Source organism: Cryobacterium lyxosi (assembly GCF_004403345.1).
Lineage (GTDB): Bacteria > Actinomycetota > Actinomycetes > Actinomycetales > Microbacteriaceae > Cryobacterium > Cryobacterium lyxosi.
This window is the reverse complement of record NZ_SOGT01000008.1, coordinates 1-15,356: the sequence shown is the minus strand read 5'-3', so window position 1 is coordinate 15,356 and position 15,356 is coordinate 1. Positions and strand designations below refer to the sequence as shown.

Sequence of the window (15,356 nt, the reverse complement as noted above, 5' to 3'; positions counted from 1 at the left end):
TGCTACCTCGACCAGCGGAGGCTCGGCATGAGTTCGCTGGTCGACCCAGCCACACTGCAGCGACTGAGAAGAGATCTCGGCGGGGACGTCGCTATACAAAACCGGTTCGTGAACGATTTTCTCGATCTCTGGCACAACCGGGAGTTGCGCTTGTGCCGCGCCTTGGCCACAGCAGACCTCGAGGATGCCGACATTGTGCTGTTGAGCATCCGCTCAAGCAGCCAAATGCTGGGAGCCGTGCGTCTCGAAAACACTGCGGGCCTTCTGCACCGCACCCTGAAGGACCAGGATCTGCCCGGGTGCCGGCAGCAATTGCCCCGTCTCGCCGCGGTGGCCACAGATACCTGCTTGGCGCTGTCGCGGTATATCGCGCGTTAGATCGCTTGAGCCGGCCGGATTTGGCCCAGCGATTGCTCTCGTCGTACTATTCCTCGGCTGCCAGGCGATAGCCCACGCCACGCACGGTTTCCAGCCAGTGCGGTGTCGTGCTGCTGTCACCGAGTTTGCGACGCAGGTTGCCCATGTGCACTTCGACCGCGCGCCGATCGGCCTCGTTCACCGGATAGGCGCTCGCATAGGCTTCACCGCGCAGCAGCAGGGCGAGATCGTTCTTGCTGCGCACCCGCCGCTGTGATTCGAGCAGGGCGGCGAGCAGTTCGAACTCTGTGCGGGTCAGTTCGAGTTGAGTGCCGGCCAGTTGCACGAGGCGTTCCTCCGGATTCAGCCGCAGGTCGTTGTGTTCAAACCAGCCATTTCGTGGTGTGGCGCTGCGCAGCGGGCTCGCGGCGTCTTCGGCCGGTGCGTAGGTCGGAGCGGATGCGACGTGGGTCTGTCGAAACACCGGGTCAAGAGGGGTGTCAGTTGGCGCAGCGTTGGTCAAACTAGTGCTGGCGGGCGTGGCGACCAGTGGGTCGGCCACCACCGCCTCAGCACGGGCGGCCACCGGCGCGGGCACGATAGGCGCGGCGGTGGGCACGGCGGCGGTAGCCGCGGTGGTGGTTTGGCGAGGGCGTCGCAACATTGCTTCGATGCGAGCACGCAGCTCCCGCGGACGAAACGGTTTGGTCAGGTAGTCGTCAGCGCCGGCTTCGAGGCCCTGGAGGGTGTCGATTTCGTCGTCGCGGGCGGTGAGCATGACGAGGTAGGTAGGGCTGAACGCGCGGATACGCTTGGCTGTTTCGAAGCCGTCCATACCGGGCATACTCACGTCGAGGGTCGTGACGATCGGATCGTGGGCGCGTACCGCGGCGATACCGTCGAGGCCGTTGCTCGCGGCGATTGTCTCGAACCCGGCCTGAGTGAGCACGGCCTCCAGCAGGTTGCGAATATCTGCGTCGTCTTCGATGATGACGGCGACGCGCTGCTCGGGTTTTTCTGACAACATGCGTTCCAGTATCCCGTTAAGTTGGCAGATCCTCACCGAGGTGACTTATTGCGTTAATAAACTGACCGTTCCGACCCCGGCCGAAAATCACTCCGACGTTCCGCCAGCTGCCATCTGCTGGCAGGGGGTGGGCTCTGGGCGGTGATCGACCCTGGTGTCCGCTGCGTCGCGACAGTAGCCGCGGAGCGGTACTGCACCCCTTTGGGCGCCTCAACGCGCCCGCACCGATAGGTGCAGGCCGCCGCGGAACTGGGCGGCACGGTAGGGCGCATCCGCTCGCAGCGATACACTCAGCAGTGTGAATTCTTCGGGAACCGTCGACGTAGTCCTCATTGGTGGCGGCATCATGAGCGCCACCCTCGGCATACTCCTGAAGGAGTTGCAGCCCGACTGGCGCATCGAGGTGTACGAGCGTCTCGGCGAACTTGCCCAGGAGAGCTCGAACCCGTGGAACAACGCCGGCACCGGCCACGCTGGCTTGTGCGAGCTCAACTACATGCCGCAGGCGCCCGACGGTTCGGTCACGGCCGACAAGGCCGTCGTCATCAACGAGCAGTTTCAGATCAGCCGCCAGCTGTGGGCCCACCTCGTTTCAATCGGCGCCCTGCCGGAGCCGAACAAGTTCATCAACTCCACCCCGCACATGACTTTTGTGCACGGTAAAGCCAACGTGGAGTACCTGCGCAAACGTCATGCCGTGCTGGTCACCCAGCCGTTGTTCTCCGGCATGGAGTTCAGCGACGACGCGGCGAAGATCGGTACGTGGACGCCGCTGCTCACCCGCAAGCGCCCGGCCGGCCAGAAGATTGCCGCGACGCGCATCGCGAGCGGAACCGACGTGGACTTCGGCGCCCTCACCCGGTTCATGTTTGACACCCTCGAACAGCAGGGGGTCACGATGCACATGAACGAGCAGGTCGTCGGTCTCAAGCACAAAGCGGATGGCACCTGGAACCTCAAACTGCTGCGCCATGTCGGCCAGACCCGCACCAGCATCAACGCCCGCTTCGTCTTCGTCGGTGCCGGCGGTGGAGCCCTGGCGCTGCTGCAGCAGAGTGGAATCCCCGAGATCAAGGGTTTCGGCGGGTTTCCGATCAGTGGCCAGTTTCTGCGCACCACCAATCCAAAGCTCGTAGCCCAGCACCAGGCCAAGGTATACGGCAAGGCAGCCAAGGGCGCGCCGCCCATGTCGGTGCCGCACCTCGATACCCGCATGGTCGACGGCGAAATGTCGCTGTTGTTCGGCCCGTACGCCGGTTTCAGCCCGAAGTTCTTGAAGACAAGCACCTGGTTCGACCTGCCGTTCTCGATTCGTACGCACAACCTCGGCCCCATGCTCGCCGTCGCACGTCACAACTTCGACTTGATGAAATACCTTCTCGGCGAGGTATTCGCCTCGCGAAATGCCAAGCTCAAGGCCCTGCGGGAGTTCATTCCCGCTGCGGTCTCGGACGACTGGGAGCTCATCACGGCCGGCCAACGCGTGCAGGTCATGAAGCACGACGCCAAGCTCGGCGGGGTGCTGCAGTTCGGCACCGAGGTCATCGCGTCCGCTGACGGGTCGATCGCCGGCCTGCTCGGTGCCTCGCCGGGGGCCTCGACGGCCGCGCCGATCATGGTGGACCTGCTGGCCCGCTGCTTCCCCGACCGCATCGAGGGCTGGAAGCCGCGTATACGTCAGATGATCCCCAGTTACGGCACCAAACTCTCCGACGACCCTGCCGCGGCCGCGGCGTCGCTGGCCGCCACCGCTGAGATCCTGCACCTGAGCAACTAGCCGTCCGGCACCGGCCGGGCGGGCGTCTACGTGGCTTTCGCCTGCGCGGCTACTGCTCGGCTTCTGCTGGGCGTCTGCTAGACGTCTGCTGAGTGGCCGGCGAGGCGCATAACTCCTGCAATCTGCGTGCTGCTACCTGGGCTCCTGCGTGATCACGCGGGAGCCTCGGCGTGCCTGGAGCAAATTGCAGGAGTTATGCGCCTGAGAGAAGTTGGCCGGAGGGCTTTGCCGGAGTCATGCGCGGGCGGTGCTTTGGAGTGGCGTGAGAGTTTTGGAGCTGCGCCCGGTCAACCCTTCGATCGAGGCAGTCAGCTGATGTCTACCAGCTGATGTCTACCAGCTGATGTCTACTTGAGGCTCAGAACGGTCCGGAGGCGGCACGTGAACCCGAACATTGGCGTTTCGGATGCGGAAACCTGCGTGTATCGCAGCCGGTCCGGCCGGTCGGTTCACGCACAGCGGAGTGGCCGACGCGATTGGCCCGTGTGACACGACGCGCCTGCCTAAGCATCGGCACAGAGACCGTTTCCGGCAGAGAAACTGTGTACCGGTAGAGAGCCCGTTCCCGGCAGGGAGACCGTTTCCGGCAGAGAAACTGTGTACCGGTAGAGAGCCCGTTCCCGGCAGGGAGACCGTTTACCGGCACAGAGACCGTTTCCGGCAGAGAAGCTGTGTACCGGTACAGGGCCTATGTCCGGCAGGGAGACCGTGCGCCGGCAGGGAGACCGTGCACCGGTAGGGAGACCGTGCGCCGGCAGGGAGACCGTGCACCAGTAGGGAGACCGTGCACCGGCAGGGAGCCCGCGTGGCCGCCGACTCCCCGGTGGTCTATATGACGTGGCCCCCGTCATCCGCTTTCGGACTGGTCCTGGACTCTTCTTTCTTGACGGATGCCTCGGTGCGATCCAGCAGATCGCTCACCTTGGTCTGCGCCACGGATGCTGCGTCGCGCGCAATGGTCTCGGCCTGCGGGATAACCTTCTGCGTGGTGGGGTCACCCCAGAGCCGGTGGGCTTTCGCGCTCAGCCGGTCGTAGGCCTGGCGGCCAGCCTTGGACCCGAGCACAAAGCCCGTTGCGGTGCCGGCGAGGAACAGGAATTTGCCTTTCATGGGGACTCCTTCAGGTTGCGGGGTGTTGGCCCTGGCTTCGGCGCGGGTGGGATCGGCGTCGTGGGTTCGGCGCGGGTGGGATCATCGTCACCCACGTCGCGGCCGATCAGATCAGGGTTCGAGGGGTTGTCGACCGGGTCCACGTCGTCGAGGTTCACCTCGGTGTCGCTGTCCGGCTCGACCGCGGCTGCGACGGCAGCTTCTCCCGCAGTCGACCCATCGGTGCTCGGAGCTGGACCGTCCGGGCCGGTGCTCGCACTCGCACTCGCGACCGGAATGGTCGGTTTGGGGTGTTCCCTGGAAGACCCGCCTGGATTCCCGGCAGGCTCCGCGTGTTCCGCGTCGGGGCCGTCGGGGCCGTCCGGTCCCACGAGCTGGTCGGGATTGGTCGGTGTGCTCGGCGGCTCCGGAATACTGAGCGGCGGCTCTTCAACGGGATCAGAATCGTGGGACACGGGCATACCTTTCTCGATGACCATAGCTGCGCCTCGACCGGCGACATTTAAGTTATACCCCGAACAGGGGACATTCACTGAAATTTGCTCGCGCTGCCGGCGCGACAATGTGCCGGGTGACTTTTTTGCTCACTCCGTGTCGCCGAGCAAAAGTGCCCGCAGGGCTGTTTCGACCGATACCCGGCTCGCCGGGTCGATGGTTTCACCCGCGCGAAACAGATCGACGACGCGCGGATCGACGTAACTCGTGCGGGCGATCGCCGGCGTATTGCCGAGCGCATCGGCGGCCTGCCGCATCGCTTCGGCGATGGCGCGGTCATCGGAGCGTCGGCTGCGCGTTGCCGCGCGTGGTGGCCGCGCAGTGGATGCCGGGGACACAGCAAACGAGGTTGGCACACCACTGGGGCCCGCCCCACCGGCCGGCCCCCCGGCAGCCGGCCCCGCCGGTCGCGCGCTCGCCGCCAGGCTCGCCGTCAAACTCTGCGCCAGGCTCTGTGCGGCCGCGATCGTGCCCCGCAGGGTACGAAAGTCCTTTGCGGTGAACTCGCCGCCGGTGCGTTCCTTGATGAAATCGTTGATGTCGGAGGCCGAGACGACGTCCTCGACGCCATCCAACACCCAGGACAGCAGGGGTGCGGCCGGCCGTTCGCGCAGCCGGGCACGCAGGTAGGTGGCGAGGTCGGCATCCGTAATCACGCCCTCGAACTGCTGCCCACTCTTAGCCGGGAAATCAAGCCTGACCTCGTCGCCGCGCACCGTGACGTGCGAGCAGAGCAGGGTCGAGAGTCCGTGGCTGCCGTAGGTGTCGGCATAGCGCTCGCTACCGATGCGCAGTGAGGCCAGGTCGAGCATGCGAAATGCCGCGGCGAGTGCCCGAGTGCGCGGCGGGCCGTCGCCGCGCAGTTCACGGGTGACCTGGCCGCGCACCCGCGGCAGAGACGAGGCCAACTGCAGCGCGCGCTCGAACTTGAGGCGGTCCTTCTGTTCACGCCAGGCCGGGTGGTAGATGTACTGGCGGCGATCGGCGGCATCGATGCCGATCGCCTGGATATGACCGTTCAAGTGCGGTGAGATCCAGACGTCGTTCCACGCTGGAGGGATAGCGAGGGCCGCGAACCGCTGCCGCAGTTCCGTGTCGGTGATTTGTTGCCCGGCCGGGTCGCGATAGCTGAACCCCGTACCCGCCCGCCGCCGGGAATACCCTGGTCGGGTCGGGTCGCTGCGTCGTAACCGGGTCATGCGGATCCCCTCTCTGTGCGCCTGCCCGGAAGAGTAGTGCGAATCACTCGCGAACGGATGCGACGCCCCCCGTCTCGGAGGTCGCGCCGCACGTCAGGCCTCGCGGCACCCGGTACATTTCGCGGCACCCCGTGTTAGGGGTGCCCGCTTTCCGGACGAGTGCTGCGAAGAGGCAGCGCGCGCGGGGCGGCCGCCGGCATTCGTTTCAGTCCGGATCTATTGCGCAGCACTTGCATTTGACTAGTACCTGTGTTCGACTGGATGCATGCGGTGGAGCTCACAAGAATTACAGACCGAACAAGTTGGGGCGCTGCCGGGACTCGCCCGCCTGAACAACCTCGTGCGCAGCGTGCAGACGCCCGAGTTCGCGGGAATCACGTTCCACGAGATCCTGTGCAAGTCGGCGCTGAACCATGTTCCCGGCCAGAGCACGATGCCGTTTGGCTACACGATCAACCCCTACCGCGGCTGTTCACACGCCTGCACCTACTGCTTTGCGCGCACCACGCACCAATACCTCGACCTCGACGCCGGCAAAGATTTCGACAGCGAGATCATCGTGAAGGTCAACGTGGCCGAGGTCTTGAGAAAAGAACTCGCCAAGCCGACGTGGGGCCGGCATCCAGTGGCTCTTGGCACCAATACCGACCCCTACCAACGCGCGGAGGGACGCTACCGCCTCATGCCCGGCATCATTGCGGCCCTCGCCGACAGCAAGACGCCCATCTCCATTCTCACCAAAGGCACGCTGCTGCGCCGCGACCTCGACCTGCTCGTGGAGGCGAGCGAACACGTTCCGGTGGACCTGGCCATGTCGATCGCAATCTACGATGACGAGTTGCAGCAGTCGGTCGAGCCCGGAACCCCCACCACCAAGGCGCGCCTTGCCACGGTCACCGCGGTCCGCGAACGCGGACTCGACTGCGGCGTCTTTCTCATGCCAATTTTGCCCTTTCTCACCGACACCCGCGCCCACCTCGACGAGGCCCTGCGGCGGGCCAAGGCCGCCGGCGCCACGAGCGTGCTCTACTCGGGACTCAACCTCAAGCCCGCCGTCAAAGACTGGTACCTGCTGTGGCTGGCGCGCGAGCATCCGGAACTCGTTGGCCGTTATCGAGAACTCTACGCCGGCGGCCAATACGCGCCCAAGGAGTACCGTACCTGGCTCGCCGCCCGCATCAAACCCCTCATTCGTGCGCACGGCCTGGAGCGTGGAATCGTCGACCCAGCCACCGGTGGCCTGCGGTCAAGTGCCCTTCCGGTCTCCCCAGAGCGGATGCCGACGTCCGGCTCCCGCACGCCCGCGTCGCCCCCGCCCGCGCCCCGTGTGCTGGCCGCCTCAAGTGTGCCGGCCGCGTCAAGTGGACGGGGCCCGGGCCCGGACCGTGGGCCCAGTTTAGAAACGGGGCCCGGGGCCATAACGTGGGCCCGCGCTGCGGAGGCGCCGCGATCGCTGATCGCGGCGGAGCTTCCGCCCGATCTGGCGCCGACCCTGTTCTGACTCCGTTCCGGGACGGGGCCCGGGCCCGGGCCGTGGGCCCAGCTTAGAAACTGGGCCCGGGGCCATAACATGGGCCCGGCGAGCGGATGCCGCGAACGCCAACCCCAAGCACCCCAACAGCACCCCCGCTCAACCACCGCCCACCCCCGGTGGCATACTTAACGCGGGGGAAATATGTCTCTAGGGTTACCCGGCCACCTGGTCCAGCTGACGCTCACGCGTGCCCTCGCGCGGGCCGCACACTGGTTTGCGCTGACCTGTCTCATGGCCGCAGTCGTCTCGGTTGCCGTTCTTAGTCTGCACAGTCCCGAACTTTGGGTGACAGTCGGGGTCGTCGTGGCCATGGGCGCCCTGCTCGTGCTCTTCACCCGGCACCGCCGCATTGCATTCGCGGTCGCCTACCTTGTCGTGGGAACCCTCGGCGTCTACGTCTTCACCACGACCGTGCTCGGCGTCCCAGACGCATTCCCCGCGTCGAATATGTTCCTCGTTGCCATGCCCAAAATGGCGCTCGTCATGGTCGGCGGTGCCGGAATCACCGCTGTCGGCGGTGTGCTTTGGAGCACCGCCGCCTTTATTCTTGCCGAGGCCTCCGCTTTCCTTGCCATCCTCACCACCACCGTGCCGTACCGGCCCGATCTGTTCACCCTGTCCACCTACCTCGTGTTGGTCGGCGCCATGGTGCTCGCCGGAATCGACCGTCGGGCCAGCAACGCCGCCCAGCCCGCGATCCACCGCGCAGTGCAAGACGGCGCCAACCGGCAGCTGCGTGACGCCCTCGATACCCGCGCCATTGCCTTACTCAACGACACGACGGTGGCTCAGCTCGTCGCGCTGTCGCTCGCCGAGCCCGGAGCGCTTTCACCGGGCCTCACCGCGAGCCTCAAATACACTCTGACCACCCTGCACGACACCAACTGGCTCACCGACATCGACGCCCGCACCAACACCGCCCTACAACCGACCGACACCCAGAAGTTGCCCAGCGACGCCTGGCTCTCCAGCGCCGTGTACACCGCCATCGAACGGAGCCGTGACCGCGGACTCGTCGTCGAGGTCACCGGTGACCGCGACGCCCTCGCCCGCCTCGACGCCGAAAGCGACCGCGACGTCGGCCTCGCCGTACAGCACTGCCTCGTCAACGTCATCTTGCACGCTGGCGTCGCCTCCGCCGAGGTTGCCGTCGAATCCGACCTGAGCACTATCTCACTGCTCATAACAGATGCGGGCCGCGGCTTCACCGAATCGGAATCCGCATCCGACCGCCTCGGTATCCGCCAGTCCGTGCGGCGCCGTATCGAACAACTCGGCGGATCCGTACTGATCTGGAGCAGGCCGGGCGCCGGCACAAACGTGCGCCTGACGGTGCCGGCGGCACAAATACAGCCCCAGGATCAGCCGAACCGCGTCAAACGGCCCGCCGCATGACCCGCGCGACCCCCACTCCGCGTCGGCCGCGCGCGCCGGCATCCGCTTCTCAGCAGCGGCTCGACCCGATCGGAGGCCTTGCCGCCTGGCCGCTCGCTCCGGTTGTCTCGGCTATCGTCGTCACCTACGCCGTCGCCGCGACGATCTCGCGCATGCATGAGATTGTGCTCATAGAGCTCGCGGTGGTGTCCGTTGGCGTGCTCATGATCGCAGCCGCCGTGCTCGTCTGGGCCGCTCGTCCCGACCTGGCCCCGTTCACCCGCATCCGCGCCATCGTGATCGTGGCCCTGGGGCTCGCGGCGCACCTGCTCGCCGCGGCGAGCACCTGGCAGTTCAATGGCATGATCCAGGACGACTTCGCCCCGATCGGACTCGGCCTGCTGCTCTTGGCCCTCGCGCCGTTCCGGCCGTGGAAAGAAATCCTCGTGCTCGGCGGCTCGTCCGCTACCGTAGTGGGCATCACGGCCCTGGTTCAGTCACCGTTTCTCGGTGTGCAGACGCCGCCCGTTTTGTTCGCCATCATCGCCATGACGCAGGTGCTCGCGCCCGCCCTGGCCTCCGCCGCATACTCCCGACAGGTCGTCAACTCCATTCACCGCTGGCAGACGGATGCCCGCCGCGCCATCCGCGCGCGCACGGAAGAGAGCCGCGGCCCCCTCGCGCACGAGGTGGTGGACCATCGCCTGACCAATCTCGGCGCCGATGTACTCCCCTTTCTGGCCGACGTCCTCGTTCGGCAAGAACTCACTGCCGCCGACATCAAACGCGCACGCTCCCTCGCCTTCCAGGTGCGGCGGGTGCTCGTCGCCGAGGTCGACCACACCTGGCTCGACGACCTCATCGGACGCGAACGCATCGGCCTCACCGATCGCGGCCTCGACCCGCTCTGCGTCATCGCCGACCCCGACCGTCGAGCGACCGCTTTCGACTCCGACCAGCGCGCCGCCGCTGGCGCCATGATCGTGGCTCTGTGCACCCTCAAGGGATTCGACCCGACCAGCCTTGTCGTGCAGATCGACGGATCCGGCGCCGCCCCGACCGATACCGCCCAGGTCACCCAGGCCTTCGGACTGCGCGGATCTCTTCCCACGCCGGCTACCGACACCACGACCATTGCCATCGTCACCGCCGCCCAGGAACAGGCATCCGCGCAGGCCCGCACCCAGGCGCGTGCCCAAGCGCAGCTGCATTCCCAGATACAAGCCCGCCGAGATGACCGCGACGTAGACACCATCACCATCCAGGTCGTACTCTCACTGCCGCCGCACCAGCGCCGCCGCGCCCTGCGACCGTACCTCAGTGTGCTGCGCGCCGTGTTCACTCGGGTGCGGGTGACCAGTCGGCATGCGCTGCTCACGCTAGAATTCAATGCTGAACGCACCACGATCAAGGGCATCAAATAATGGCAAAACTGTACTTTCGATACGGCGCCATGAACAGCGGCAAAAGCACGTCCATGCTTCAGGCGGCCTACAACTATGAGGAACGCGGCCATCATGTGCTGCTGGCCAAGCCGAGCGTCGACACCAAGGGGGACCGCGGCATCCTCTCCCGCCTCGGCGTCACCAGAACCGTCGATTTTCTGCTGACCCCCGAGACGGATGCGTACGCCGCATTCGAACAGCACCGCGCGCAGGTTCTGCACAGGTCCGGCCGAGACGTGAGTGCACTGCTGCTCGACGAGGCTCAGTTTCTTACCGAAACCCAGGTCGATGACCTGCTGCGCATCGCGATTTTGGAGAACGTGCCCGTGCTGGCCTACGGCATCCGCACGGACTTTCAGACCGTCGCTTTTCCCGGCAGTCGCCGCCTACTCGAAATTTCTCATAGCCTCGAAGAGCTCAAGACCATCTGCCGTTGCGGGCGCAAGGCCGTGTTCAACGGTCGCAAGATCGACGGCGTCTTCGTGTTCGACGGCGACCAGGTAGCCATCGATGGCGAAGAAGTCACCTACGAGTCACTCTGCGGCAGTTGTTACCTCGATGAGAGCCACGGCGTGCTGAACAATCGCAGCCGGCCAGCGCCCGCATAAAGCCGGTGGGGCGCTCGTTCCCATGATCGCGCCTCGCGGACGGGCCAACAACCACGAGCAACGTCGACCGCCTCCGCGCCCGGGGCGCGGCCGTGCGCGCCTTCACCGGGGGAGACGACGCCCAGCCCGTGCGAGTTCAGCCCCCTTGGAAGCAGCCGGGGCATACGTGGGGCTAACCGCCCGGACGCAGCGCTAGGGGGGTGCGTTGCGCCGGTTCCGCCATCAGCTGCAGGCCGGTCGCGGAGTTGGCCGAGAGCGACAGCGCCTCAACCCAGTCGCGGTTGAGTACCGGCACCTTGCTGCCGAAGTACTTATAGGCCAAGGAAATGCCGGGGTGCATCCAAACGGTGCTGCGGCCTCCCCCGACGGGGGGGTCGTCGCGCCAAGAGAAATAGAACGATTCGCCGCGGCGCAGTTTGGCGCCGACCACGAGTTGAATGTGCGCGAGTACTCGGTCGTCGAAATCGACGGTGAGGCTCGAGTCATACGTCAACTTGCCCATTTTTCTGCCTCGCGCTGGTTCATCGGCGAACGCGAACGGCAGGCCGAATCGCATACAACCACGGGTTTCATTTCCAAAACGGGAACGACAATTTCCATGTGCTGCCGAGCCTAGTGAACTCCGACACAGAGTCTCTCGCTTAGGTAGCTATAACCCAGCCCCAATTCTGGGGACAGTTAGATCGGTGCCACAATGTGAGCGCACGCCCAGCACGCATATCGTCAGAAAATCACCAGCGCTGGCTCGATCACGAGGCCGGTGAAAGTCACGTCCGCGATGATTGCGCCAGCGCTCCGCCCGAAGGCCAGCGAAACGGATGCCGCACCGGCGCGCGTCAAGCCGTAGCCGACATCCGAGGTCTGCTTGAATATGGCCATGTCCTCTTCTCGCTCGGCCCAGACCATGCCTCCGAAGCGCTCGCGAACACGCACCACCGTGGGGTTCCTCGTGCTCGGCCTGCTGGTCATCGTGGTGGCAGCCACCGCTTGGGTCGGCATTCGTGGCCTGCAGGCCAAGGACGCACTCGAAGCTGCGGTGCCGCTGGCCGAGAAAATCACCGACCAAGTCGTCTCCGGTGACGGTGAGGCTGCTGCCCGGACCGCTGCACTGTTGGCCGCATACACCAACACCGCCCGGTCACGCACGAGCGATCCGGTCTGGCGCACCTACGAGCTGCTGCCCTTTCTCGGCTCCAACCTCGTGGCCGTGCGTCAAATCGCCGCGGTCGTCGACGACGTTGCGCTGAGTGCCGTCACCCCCCTGGCTGCGCTGGCCGGCAATCTCGACCTGACCGATTTCAAGCCCGTCGACGGCGCCATTGCCCTGCAACCGCTGCTCGATGCGCAGCCGGCAGTAGCAGCTGCCGATGCAGCCCTGGCCCGGGCAGTCACGAACGTGAAAGCCATCGAGACCAACGACGTGCTCGACGTCGTGCGCGGTGCCGTCACCCGGCTGCAGACGGTCACCGGTGAAACGTCGGCCACGCTCGACGGTATGAACCGGGCAGTGACCCTGCTGCCGGCCATGCTCGGCGCTACCGAGCCGCGCGACTACATTCTGCTATTCCAAAACCCGGCCGAATTGCGTTCCACCGGCGGCATCCCCGGTGCGCTCGCGCTACTCCACACTGACAACGGCAGCATTGAACTCACCCAGCAGGCCAGCTCGACCTCCTTTCCGCAATATCCAGCTCCGGTGCTACCCCTCGGCGACGAGATTCGCAGCATTTACGGAGACATCACCGGGCAGTTCATTCAGAATGTCTCGATGGCCCCTGACTTTGCGCAAACCGGTGAGCTCGCCCGCGAAATGTGGCGCCTGGAATTCGGCCTGGAAGCAAACGGTGTGCTGTCGATCGACCCGGTCGCGCTCAGCTACCTGCTCAAGGCCACCGGTCCGATCACCCTCTCCACCGGCGACCAGCTCAACGCCGACAATGCCGTGCAGTTGCTGCTGAGTGACGTGTACGCGCGGTATGACGACCCGAAGCAGCAAGACATCTTTTTCGCGGCCGCAGCCGGCGCCGTGTTCAACGCAGTAAAAAGCGGCAACGCCGACCCGACCAAGCTCATCGCAGCACTCGCCAGGGCCGCTGACGAGAACCGGGTGCTGGTCTGGAATGCCGACGAAGCCGAGCAGACGATTCTCAACGACACCACCTTGGCCGGCGCCAGACCGGTCAGTGACGACAAGACCAACCGGTTCGGGCTTTACCTGAACGACGGAACCGGTTCCAAAATGGACCTCTACCTCGACGTGCAGACAGCTATCGGCCAGCAGACCTGCCGCGAGGACCGGCGCCCGCAGTATGCGTTCGAGGTGACCCTCACCAACACTGCCCCAGCGGATGCCGCCACCAGCCTCCCGGCCTACATCACCGGTGGCGGCGCCTTCGGTGTGGCACCCGGCAATATTAAGACCATGATCGCGGGCTACGGCACCCCCGAGGTGCAAAACCTCGGCCTCACCCGTGACGGCGTCGAAGTGCCGTACCATCCGGCTGCCGATGCCGGGTATCCGGTGAGTTCGATCGGCATCGAACTGGCACCCGGCGAGAGCACCGTGCTGCGCTTCAACTGGCTGGGCGCCGAGCCCTTTACCGGCCAGCTCGAACTGCGCAGCACACCACTGATCGTTCTCAACGACACCGCATCATTAGAATTCACGTGTTAGGTTCGCCACGAATGACCACAGTGATCGCAGAACGCCGTGATCCTGGGTGATCAGAGCCATTTGGTGCCAACGCACTACAAGGGATTCACCTTCGAAAACTTCTGGTCGTGCTCGCGGAGCCGTCGTGACCATGCTGCATGCTGAGAGGATGCCTACTGAGAGGCCGGATACTGAGAGGCCGGATACTGACGGCTATAGCCACTGCGGAAACGGACACACCGACGGTGACGTTTCCGGCCCCGAAGTTATCGTCCCCACAAACTCCCGCCGATCGAGAGCAAAACATGAACGAACCCCAGGCCAGTAGAGACCTGAAGGCCGCTGCATCCGCGCACGTGAGCGCCGTGTCCGCTCGCGCCCCCCGTATTCTCATGGTCTGCACCGGCAACATCTGCCGATCACCGCTGGCCGAGCAGCTGCTGCGCGAAGACCTGCGCACAGCAGGCATCGACGCCGTCATCACCAGTGCCGGAACCCGAGCCATGACCGGCAGTGACATGACACCCGAGGCAGCGGCGCTGTCGTCGCAGTACGGTGCGTCACACACCAGGCACGTAGCGCGGCAACTCACCGAAGAACTTATCGCCGGTGCTGACCTGGTGCTGACTGCCACCAGAGAGCACCGTCGTCAGGTCGTATCGATGCTGCCTAAGGCAACTCGCTATACCTTCACCCTCAACCAGTTTGCGCGTCTGGTAGCCCCGGCTGCTCTCGTCGACGCGTCGGCCTCGGCCGGCGCCGGCGCCGGCTCCGCAGCCCGGAACTCGGCGGTCGAGCCTGTCGAGACCTCCATGAGGGTCCTGCCCCCCGTCTCCAGGGCCCGGCCGCCCCTCGACTTCGCAGCCTTCATCGCCGACGTCGCCTTGACCCGCGGACTCCATCCTTCGCCCACTCCCCCCACTCTCGACGACGTCGATGACCCCTACCGGCAGTCCGCGACCGTGTACGCCCGTGCGGCGGCGGCCATCAACGGCTCCGTCACCACGATCACGGCAGCCCTCATCGCGGTAGGAGTCTGATGCCGCGGTTACCTGGGCAAATTTTCGCCAGCCGCGCCACTATGCCCCTGCGCTGACCCAAGTTCTGCGCACGTGTGAACGTCGACCGGAGTAGGAACCGCTCGGCTCTCCACAAATTGGCAAAACCATACCGAGCTCCCATTAGCAGGACTAGTCTCACCTCATGGACGACAACGTGTCGTGGGTTTTTCAAAAGAAAGACGTGGCCCGGCCGCGCCTGTGCCCGCAGTGCAACGACCCCATGCAGGTCTCCTGGCACGGCATCTCCTACGACTACGGCTGCGAGAACTATGCGTGCTCGCTTGTCTACTGCGGTCCGCCCTATACCGAGGCTGAACTAGCCAGTGACAACACGGTCGTGCTCGGTCCGCCCAACTGCGTGCGCTGCCTCATGCCGATGCAGGTCGTGCCGAACGGGGATGCATGGCAGTTCGCTTGTGATCAAAGCGGATGCGACGGCATCTGGCCCCCCGTCGACTCCTGACCCCGCTCGCCCGCGCCACTCCACCGTGTCCGGCCAGTAGCGTGTGTTCGCACGCCCACGCCCATGCCCGTCGCCCATGGTCCGTAGCCGCGTAGCCCGGCGCGCGCGCGAAGCAGAAACGCGAAATTTGTTTATTTTGGCAATTGGATGCGGCTGGGCCTGTTAGTGCAGGTCCGGCCGCTTTTTTGCGCGCACTGTGCGCACATCGTCTGCCCCTGAACGGGGGGTGAACCTGAGAAAGCCCCGAGTTCGA

The 15,356-nt window shown here is 65.3% G+C and carries 15 protein-coding genes; 9 read left to right on the top strand and 6 right to left on the bottom strand.

Translation table 11 applies throughout. The annotated features are described in order from the left end of the window. The first annotated feature begins 27 nt into the window (after window positions 1-27). On the top strand, window positions 28-378 hold the full coding sequence (locus E3T27_RS06330) for a hypothetical protein (protein ID WP_134571985.1): 351 nt from the start codon (window positions 28-30) through the stop codon (window positions 376-378). 46 nt (window positions 379-424) lie between these two features. On the opposite strand, the gene E3T27_RS06325 is transcribed toward E3T27_RS06330, so the two are convergent. After that, on the bottom strand, window positions 425-1,384 hold the full coding sequence (locus tag E3T27_RS06325; protein ID WP_134571984.1) for a response regulator transcription factor: 960 nt from the start codon (window positions 1,382-1,384) through the stop codon (window positions 425-427). Window positions 1,385-1,682: 298 nt separating this feature from the next. Between E3T27_RS06325 and E3T27_RS06320 the strand changes: the two genes are divergently transcribed. After that, window positions 1,683-3,161 (top strand): malate:quinone oxidoreductase, encoded by a 1,479-nt coding sequence (locus E3T27_RS06320; protein ID WP_104195985.1) that lies wholly within the window; start codon window positions 1,683-1,685, stop codon window positions 3,159-3,161. A gap of 828 nt (window positions 3,162-3,989) precedes the next feature. Here the strand turns inward: E3T27_RS06320 and E3T27_RS06315 are convergent. The 3 genes from E3T27_RS06315 to E3T27_RS06305 form a co-directional block, all read right to left on the bottom strand. Further along, window positions 3,990-4,271, bottom strand: a complete 282-nt coding sequence (locus E3T27_RS06315; RefSeq protein ID WP_134571983.1) for a hypothetical protein — start codon at window positions 4,269-4,271, stop codon at window positions 3,990-3,992. Then, the gene (locus tag E3T27_RS06310) at window positions 4,268-4,726 is read right to left on the bottom strand and encodes a hypothetical protein (RefSeq protein ID WP_206750155.1); all 459 of its coding nucleotides are present in this window, start codon (window positions 4,724-4,726) and stop codon (window positions 4,268-4,270) included. Before E3T27_RS06310 ends, E3T27_RS06315 begins: the two co-directional genes overlap by 4 nt. 129 nt (window positions 4,727-4,855) lie before the next feature. Further along, window positions 4,856-5,965 carry a DNA topoisomerase IB gene (locus E3T27_RS06305; protein WP_104195982.1) on the bottom strand — a complete coding sequence of 370 codons (1,110 nt, stop codon included), beginning with the start codon at window positions 5,963-5,965 and terminating at the stop codon, window positions 4,856-4,858. Between the two features lie 265 nt (window positions 5,966-6,230). Between E3T27_RS06305 and E3T27_RS06300 the strand changes: the two genes are divergently transcribed. The 4 genes from E3T27_RS06300 to E3T27_RS06285 all read left to right on the top strand — a co-directional run bounded on the left by E3T27_RS06300 (window position 6,231) and on the right by E3T27_RS06285 (window position 10,926). Continuing rightward, window positions 6,231-7,466: an Rv2578c family radical SAM protein gene (locus tag E3T27_RS06300; RefSeq protein WP_134571981.1), complete on the top strand. Its 1,236-nt coding sequence runs from the start codon at window positions 6,231-6,233 to the stop codon at window positions 7,464-7,466. Window positions 7,467-7,640: 174 nt separating this feature from the next. After that, window positions 7,641-8,894 (top strand): sensor histidine kinase, encoded by a 1,254-nt coding sequence (locus tag E3T27_RS06295; RefSeq protein WP_134571980.1) that lies wholly within the window; start codon window positions 7,641-7,643, stop codon window positions 8,892-8,894. Beyond that, window positions 8,891-10,297: a hypothetical protein gene (locus E3T27_RS06290; RefSeq protein WP_134571979.1), complete on the top strand. Its 1,407-nt coding sequence runs from the start codon at window positions 8,891-8,893 to the stop codon at window positions 10,295-10,297. Before E3T27_RS06295 ends, E3T27_RS06290 begins: the two co-directional genes overlap by 4 nt. Continuing rightward, complete coding sequence (locus tag E3T27_RS06285) at window positions 10,297-10,926, top strand: thymidine kinase (protein ID WP_134571978.1); 630 nt, start codon at window positions 10,297-10,299, stop codon at window positions 10,924-10,926. Before E3T27_RS06290 ends, E3T27_RS06285 begins: the two co-directional genes overlap by 1 nt. 172 nt (window positions 10,927-11,098) lie before the next feature. On the opposite strand, the gene E3T27_RS06280 is transcribed toward E3T27_RS06285, so the two are convergent. Next, window positions 11,099-11,428 (bottom strand): DUF7882 family protein, encoded by a 330-nt coding sequence (locus E3T27_RS06280; protein WP_104196045.1) that lies wholly within the window; start codon window positions 11,426-11,428, stop codon window positions 11,099-11,101. A 221-nt stretch (window positions 11,429-11,649) separates the two neighbouring features. Further along, window positions 11,650-11,805 (bottom strand): hypothetical protein, encoded by a 156-nt coding sequence (locus tag E3T27_RS16510; RefSeq protein WP_166786123.1) that lies wholly within the window; start codon window positions 11,803-11,805, stop codon window positions 11,650-11,652. Here E3T27_RS16510 and E3T27_RS06275 point away from each other — a divergent pair. The 3 genes from E3T27_RS06275 (at window position 11,804) to E3T27_RS06265 (ending at window position 15,103) form a co-directional block, all read left to right on the top strand. Next, a complete protein-coding gene (locus tag E3T27_RS06275; protein WP_166786122.1) occupies window positions 11,804-13,600 on the top strand; it encodes a DUF4012 domain-containing protein in 1,797 nt (598 codons plus the stop codon). The genes E3T27_RS16510 and E3T27_RS06275 overlap by 2 nt on opposite strands. Window positions 13,601-13,884: 284 nt before the next feature. Then, window positions 13,885-14,619 carry an arsenate reductase/protein-tyrosine-phosphatase family protein gene (locus E3T27_RS06270; RefSeq protein WP_134571976.1) on the top strand — a complete coding sequence of 245 codons (735 nt, stop codon included), beginning with the start codon at window positions 13,885-13,887 and terminating at the stop codon, window positions 14,617-14,619. A gap of 163 nt (window positions 14,620-14,782) precedes the next feature. Then, on the top strand, window positions 14,783-15,103 hold the full coding sequence (locus E3T27_RS06265; RefSeq protein WP_104195975.1) for a hypothetical protein: 321 nt from the start codon (window positions 14,783-14,785) through the stop codon (window positions 15,101-15,103). Window positions 15,104-15,356: the final 253 nt, after the last annotated feature.

What these genes read in the sequence shown, in the direction of transcription:
- E3T27_RS06330 (WP_134571985.1), top strand. Translation starts at nt 28, where the DNA reads ATGAGTTCGCTGGTCGACCCAGCCACACTGCAGCGACTGAGAAGAGAT.
- E3T27_RS06325 (WP_134571984.1), bottom strand. Translation starts at nt 1,384, where the DNA reads ATGTTGTCAGAAAAACCCGAGCAGCGCGTCGCCGTCATCATCGAAGAC.
- E3T27_RS06315 (WP_134571983.1), bottom strand. Translation starts at nt 4,271, where the DNA reads ATGAAAGGCAAATTCCTGTTCCTCGCCGGCACCGCAACGGGCTTTGTG.
- E3T27_RS06305 (WP_104195982.1), bottom strand. Translation starts at nt 5,965, where the DNA reads ATGACCCGGTTACGACGCAGCGACCCGACCCGACCAGGGTATTCCCGG.
- E3T27_RS06300 (WP_134571981.1), top strand. Translation starts at nt 6,231, where the DNA reads ATGCGGTGGAGCTCACAAGAATTACAGACCGAACAAGTTGGGGCGCTG.
- E3T27_RS06295 (WP_134571980.1), top strand. Translation starts at nt 7,641, where the DNA reads ATGTCTCTAGGGTTACCCGGCCACCTGGTCCAGCTGACGCTCACGCGT.
- E3T27_RS06290 (WP_134571979.1), top strand. Translation starts at nt 8,891, where the DNA reads ATGACCCGCGCGACCCCCACTCCGCGTCGGCCGCGCGCGCCGGCATCC.
- E3T27_RS06285 (WP_134571978.1), top strand. Translation starts at nt 10,297, where the DNA reads ATGGCAAAACTGTACTTTCGATACGGCGCCATGAACAGCGGCAAAAGC.
- E3T27_RS06280 (WP_104196045.1), bottom strand. Translation starts at nt 11,428, where the DNA reads ATGGGCAAGTTGACGTATGACTCGAGCCTCACCGTCGATTTCGACGAC.
- E3T27_RS06275 (WP_166786122.1), top strand. Translation starts at nt 11,804, where the DNA reads ATGTCCTCTTCTCGCTCGGCCCAGACCATGCCTCCGAAGCGCTCGCGA.
- E3T27_RS16510 (WP_166786123.1), bottom strand. Translation starts at nt 11,805, where the DNA reads ATGGCCATATTCAAGCAGACCTCGGATGTCGGCTACGGCTTGACGCGC.
- E3T27_RS06270 (WP_134571976.1), top strand. Translation starts at nt 13,885, where the DNA reads ATGAACGAACCCCAGGCCAGTAGAGACCTGAAGGCCGCTGCATCCGCG.
- E3T27_RS06265 (WP_104195975.1), top strand. Translation starts at nt 14,783, where the DNA reads ATGGACGACAACGTGTCGTGGGTTTTTCAAAAGAAAGACGTGGCCCGG.